Genomic DNA, 5,291 nt, shown 5'->3' on the forward strand with positions numbered 1-5,291 from the left:
GATGTTCCGATCTGCGTCCCCGCCGGTATTGGCGTGGCGTCCGACGGCGGCCGGCCGGCCGCCGTCGTCCCTCACCAGCGCGTACAGGGAAGGGCAGCCCTTGAGGATGTCCCTGGCGTACGCGAGGGCATCCGCGCCGCCCCGTCCGTCCACCGCCCACCACACCTTCAGCCAGTCGGCCGACGGCTCGGTGCGGATCTCCACTGAAGCATCCGCCGTGGCGGCATCGGCCAGGGGACCGCGGGTCATGACCAGCGTCTCGGACTGCCGGGTGAACCCTTCGGAGTCGAGGAGCTCGTTGAGCGTGGCCGTCCGGGCGCCTGCGGACACCTGGAAGATCACCGGCAGCCGCCGTGAGCGGTACCACGCGCGCGCGTCCCGCAACAGCACCGGCGGCGCTTCAGTACCGCCAGGATTCCGCGGCCAAATTGAGTTTGCCCGCTGGGTGACCCCGCCGGCGGCACGGAACACCCAGCCGCCGGCCTGGTGCCGTTCCGGGGCAGGCCAGGCGGCGTCCATTGCTGCCTCAACGTCCCAGGCGGCATCACCTTCTGCCGGCGCTGGTTTTATGCCGGTCCCGCCAGTGGCCACCAGACCTCCTTCATCAACGGCAGGAGGCTCCCCGGCACGGCCGGGAAGCCTCCTGTCATGCAGCTTGTTCCTGCTTACTTCGCGATTGCTTCGGCCTTCTTGGCCTCAACCGGCTTGACCGCCTCGGGCTTGAAGTCCACGCCGGCTTCCTTGCGCTGCTGCGGCGTGATCGGGGCCGGTGCATCGGTCAGTGGATCGTGGCCGCCGCCGGACTTCGGGAACGCGATGACGTCGCGGATCGAATCCACGCCCGCCAGAAGGGAGACAACGCGGTCCCAGCCGAAGGCAATGCCGCCGTGCGGAGGGGCGCCGTACTTGAAGCCCTCGAGCAGGAAGCCGAACTTGGTCTGCGCGTCCTCCTTGTCCAGGCCCATCAGTTCGAAAACGCGTTCCTGCACGTCACGCTGGTGGATACGGATGGAACCGCCGCCGATCTCGTTGCCGTTGCACACGATGTCGTACGCGTAGGACAGCGCGGACTCGGGGTCCTTGTCGAAGGTGTCAAGGAACTCGGGCTTGGGCGAGGTGAAGGCGTGGTGCACGGCGGTCCACTGTCCGGCGCCGACTGCCACGTCGCCGGAAGCAACCGCGGCGGCTGCCGGTTCGAACATGGGGGCGTCGACAACCCAGCAGAAGGCCCAGTCGTTGGGGTTGATCAGGCCGGTGCGGTGGCCGATCTCCACCCGTGCCGCGCCAAGGAGCGCACGGGACGGGGTCTTCTCGCCGGCGGCGAAGAAGATGCAGTCGCCCGGTTTGGCGCCGACGGCGTCGGCCAGGCCGGCGCGCTCGGTGTCCGTCAGGTTCTTGGCAACCGGACCTGCCAGTTCGCCGTCTTCCTTGTACAGGACGTAGGCCAGGCCCTTGGCGCCGCGCTGCTTGGCCCATTCCTGCCAGGCGTCCAGGGCGCGGCGGGCCTGCGAGGCGCCGCCCGGCATGACGACGGCGCCGACGTACGGTGCCTTGAACACCCCGAAGTTGGTGTCCTTGAAGAACTCCGTGAGCTCGGTCAGTTCCTGGCCGAACCGCAGGTCCGGCTTGTCCGAGCCGTACCGGGCCATGGCGTCCGCGTAGGTGATCCGCTGGATGGGCGTGGGGATTTCGACGTCGATGAGGCGCCACACGGCCTGGACGATGTTCTCGCCGAGGGTGATGATGTCGTCCTGGTCAACGAAGCTCGCCTCGATGTCCAGCTGGGTGAACTCCGGCTGGCGGTCGGCGCGGAAGTCCTCGTCCCGGTAGCAGCGGGCAATCTGGTAGTACTTCTCGAAGCCGCCCACCTGCAGCAGCTGCTTGAACAGCTGCGGGGACTGCGGCAGCGCATACCAGGAACCGGGCGCCAGGCGGGCCGGAACCAGGAAGTCGCGGGCGCCTTCCGGCGTCGAACGCGTCAGGGTAGGGGTCTCAATCTCCACGAAGCCGTCCCGGTGGAGCAGTTCGCGGGCCACCCGGTTGGCTTCCGAGCGCAGCCGCAGGTTGCGGCTGGGGCCGGGGCGGCGGAGGTCGAGGTAGCGGTGCTTGAGGCGCGCTTCCTCGCCCACTTCCACGTGCTCGTCGATCTGGAACGGCAGGGGGTCGGAGGTGTTCAGGATGACCACCTTGTCCGCCATGACCTCAATGTCACCGGTGGCCAGCGCCGGGTTTTCGTTGCCCTCGGGGCGCTTGGAAACAGTGCCGGTGACCTGCAGGACGTACTCGTTGCGCAGCCCGTGGAAAACCTCTTCCTCGCGGACCACCACCTGGGCCACGCCGGAGGCGTCGCGCAGGTCCACGAATGCCACGCCACCGTGATCACGGCGGCGGCCCACCCAGCCGGCCAGGGTTACGGTTTGTCCAATGTGCTCGGAACGAAGGGATCCGAGGTCATGTGTGCGCAGCACAGCACGCCTTTCTAGAGAGATCAGGGGGAAAACTGTGGGAGATATAAAAGGACCGTTGCAGGAACAGTCCTGTCCGAGTTTACCCGGTGGACAGGCGCCGCCGCCCCATGGCGGCCCCTGCTGCGGCAATCCGGCTAAACGGCAGCGGGCTCCGCGCTTGCCACCTGCACCGAAAGGTCCTCCGACGGCGGCATCCACGTTTCGGGGGCTGCCACAACCTGCTCGCCGGTGCGGATGTCCTTCACCTGGTGGGTGCCGTCGTCGTCGGTGAACCATACAAAGGGGATGCCGCGCCGGTCGGCGAACTTGATCTGCTTGCCGAACTTCTCGGCCTTGGCCGCCACCTCGGTGGGAATGCCGCGGCTGCGCAGCTGGGCCGCAACATCCTGTGCGGCACCCCAGCTGTCGTCGGAGGTGAGGGCTACAAGGACGGCGGTGGGAACCGAGCGTGAAGCCCTGGCCAGGTCCTGGCTGAGGATGCGGGACACCAGCCGGGTCACGCCGATGGACAGGCCGACGCCGGGGAACTTCCGGTTGCCCTTGGAGGCGAGGGCGTCGTACCGGCCGCCGGAGCAGATGGAACCCAGCTGCTCGTGGCCCACCAGGACGGTCTCCACCACGGTGCCGGTGTAGTAGTCCAGGCCGCGGGCGATGCTCAGGTCCGCCAGCACCTTGCCCGGGGCGCGCTGGACGGCGGCGTCGATGACCTGCTCCAGCTCATCCAGCCCTTCATCCAGCAGCTCATTGGATACGCCGAGGGCACGCACCTGGGCCACGAAGGAGGTGTCCTCCGTCCTGATGGCGGCCAGCTGCAGTGCCTTCCGCGCCTGTTCATCGGTGGCGCCCAGCTCGGACTTGAGCAGCTCGGCCACCTTCTCAGGCCCGATCTTCTCGAGCTTGTCGATGCTGCGGAGGACACCGGCGGTGTCATCCAGGCCGATGCCGCGGTAGAAGCCTTCAGCCAGCTTCCGGTTGTTGATCCGCAGCCGGAAGTCAGGGATGGGGAGCGCGCTCAACGCTTCAGCGATCACCAGGGCGATCTCGACGTCGTAGCGGAAAGGCAGTTCGCCGTCGCCCACCACGTCGATATCAGCCTGCGTGAACTCACGGGCACGTCCCTCCTGCGGACGCTCGCCGCGCCATACCTTCTGGATCTGGTACCGCCGGAACGGGAAGGCCAGGTAGCCGGCGTTTTCCACCACGTAGCGGGCGAACGGGACAGTGAGGTCGAAGTGCAGGGCAAGGGCGTGCGGATCCGCTTTGCCACCCTTGACGGGGTTGTCGCTGTCGTCCTCCTGGAGGCGGCTGAGGCCGTACACTTCCTTGTCAATCTCGCCCTTGCGCAGCAGCTGCCCCACGGTTTCCACGGCACGGGTCTCAATCGAGGCGAAGCCGTGGAGCTCGAAAACCCGCCGCAGCGTGTCCAGGACATGAAGTTCCACCAGCCGCTCCTCGGGAAGCCACTCGGGGAATCCGGACAGGGAGGCGGTGCGTGCCATGGAAGTTCTCCTCTTAATGCGCCGGATGCTGGCCGCAGGCCACGCGTTGCGGGCGCTGTTCGGCGGCTGTCCAGCCAGTCATGCATAAACTATGTGCGGCAGTCAGTTTATGCGTCATCGGTGTGCATCTCTAATGTGCGCCGGCGGCAGGGCCCGGCCGCCAAAAAACCTGCGCTTCCGGCCCTGTTGCCCGGAGCGCAGCAGCCCGACTAAAAGGAGGACCCTTGGCGGCCAGTTCACGCAGTGCCCGCGAAGCCAAACGGCGCATCCAGCAGATGGAGGCCAAGCGCGAGCTGAGGCGGGACCAGGAGAAGCGGCGCAAGCGCGACAACCTCGTGGCCGCCGGTGCCGGAGCCGCCGCCGTGGTCCTCGCCGTCGTACTCCAACTCACGGCCTTTGCCGGCAACCCCACGGAGGATGAATTTGCTGCCGCCGAGGCCGGCCTCACCAGCCCGTCAGCCTCCGCCACTCCATCCGCCCCGGCCACCAACGGCCCCAACATTCCGGCCGCAGATACCGCCGCCGGGAAGACGTTCACCGGCGAGCTGGTGCTCAACGGAAGCCCCCTGGGTGTGGAGCTTGACGGCACCAACGCGCCCCAGGCGGCGGCCGTCTTCAAGTCCCTCAGCGATGAGGGCTACTACAGCGGAAAAACCTGCCACCGCCTGACCACCGGAGACGCCTTCGGCGTCATGCAGTGCGGCTCCCCCACCGGCGACGGCAAGGGCGATCCCAACTACACCTGGGGTCCCCTGGAAAACACCCCCGCGGACAATACCTACCCGGCGGGGACCATCGCAGTGGCCCGGACAGGCAACAACGCCTACGGTAACGGGACCCAGTTCTTCATTGTCTACAAGGACACCACCATCCCCGCGGACAGTGCCGGCGGCTACACGGTGGTGGGCAAAGTGACGTCCGGACTGGACGTGGTATCCAACATTGCCGCCGCCGGGATTACGCCGGTCACCAGCGACACGGACGGCGCACCTGTGCAACCAGTCACGATAGACTCGTTTTCTCTGAAGTAGGAGCCCGGCCCGCGGCCGCGGTGCAGTACGGAAGTATTCCCTCCAAGCGAAAGACTTTTAGCGGTGACAGACAGTCAGAAATCCGACGAAACAGCAGCAGAACTGACCGGGACGGCGGAGGCCGCCACGGATGGCGCAGCTGTCACGCCTGCAACGGAAGCAGCCGCGGCAATGAACGGCCAGGAATCCGGCGGGGAGCCTGCAGCAGTGGCTGAGGACCAGGCAGCCGGTGCTGCTCCCGCCGCGGAAGCACCCTCCGCTCCGGCGGCCGCAGCTGCTCCAGCCCCTGCACC

4 protein-coding genes and 1 pseudogene are annotated in these 5,291 nt (G+C 67.3%); 2 read left to right on the forward strand and 3 right to left on the reverse strand.

The annotated features are described in order from the left end of the window. The 3 genes from AC5RTT_RS19440 to hisS all read right to left on the reverse strand — a co-directional run. Positions 1-591, reverse strand: a 591-nt coding sequence (locus tag AC5RTT_RS19440; protein WP_494146550.1) for a GNAT family N-acetyltransferase, cg3035/Rv0428c family, incomplete at its 3' end; no start/stop codon positions are given. 74 nt (positions 592-665) lie between these two features. Next, on the reverse strand, positions 666-2,468 hold the full coding sequence (gene aspS / locus AC5RTT_RS19445) for an aspartate--tRNA ligase (protein WP_494146551.1): 1,803 nt from the start codon (positions 2,466-2,468) through the stop codon (positions 666-668). Positions 2,469-2,602: 134 nt separating this feature from the next. Then, positions 2,603-3,967 carry a histidine--tRNA ligase gene (gene hisS, locus AC5RTT_RS19450; RefSeq protein ID WP_494124669.1) on the reverse strand — a complete coding sequence of 455 codons (1,365 nt, stop codon included), beginning with the start codon at positions 3,965-3,967 and terminating at the stop codon, positions 2,603-2,605. A gap of 224 nt (positions 3,968-4,191) precedes the next feature. On the opposite strand from hisS, the gene AC5RTT_RS19455 reads away from it, so the two are divergent. Continuing rightward, complete coding sequence (locus AC5RTT_RS19455; RefSeq protein WP_494146552.1) at positions 4,192-4,998, forward strand: peptidylprolyl isomerase; 807 nt, start codon at positions 4,192-4,194, stop codon at positions 4,996-4,998. Between the two features lie 63 nt (positions 4,999-5,061). Then, positions 5,062-5,291, forward strand: a pseudogene (locus tag AC5RTT_RS19460) (DUF349 domain-containing protein); the annotation flags it as partial.

The organism is Arthrobacter sp. Y3221157, from assembly GCF_059089865.1.

Coding starts and splice junctions, on each gene's coding strand:
- hisS (WP_494124669.1), bottom strand. CDS start 3,967: ATGGCACGCACCGCCTCCCTGTCCGGATTCCCCGAGTGGCTTCCCGAG.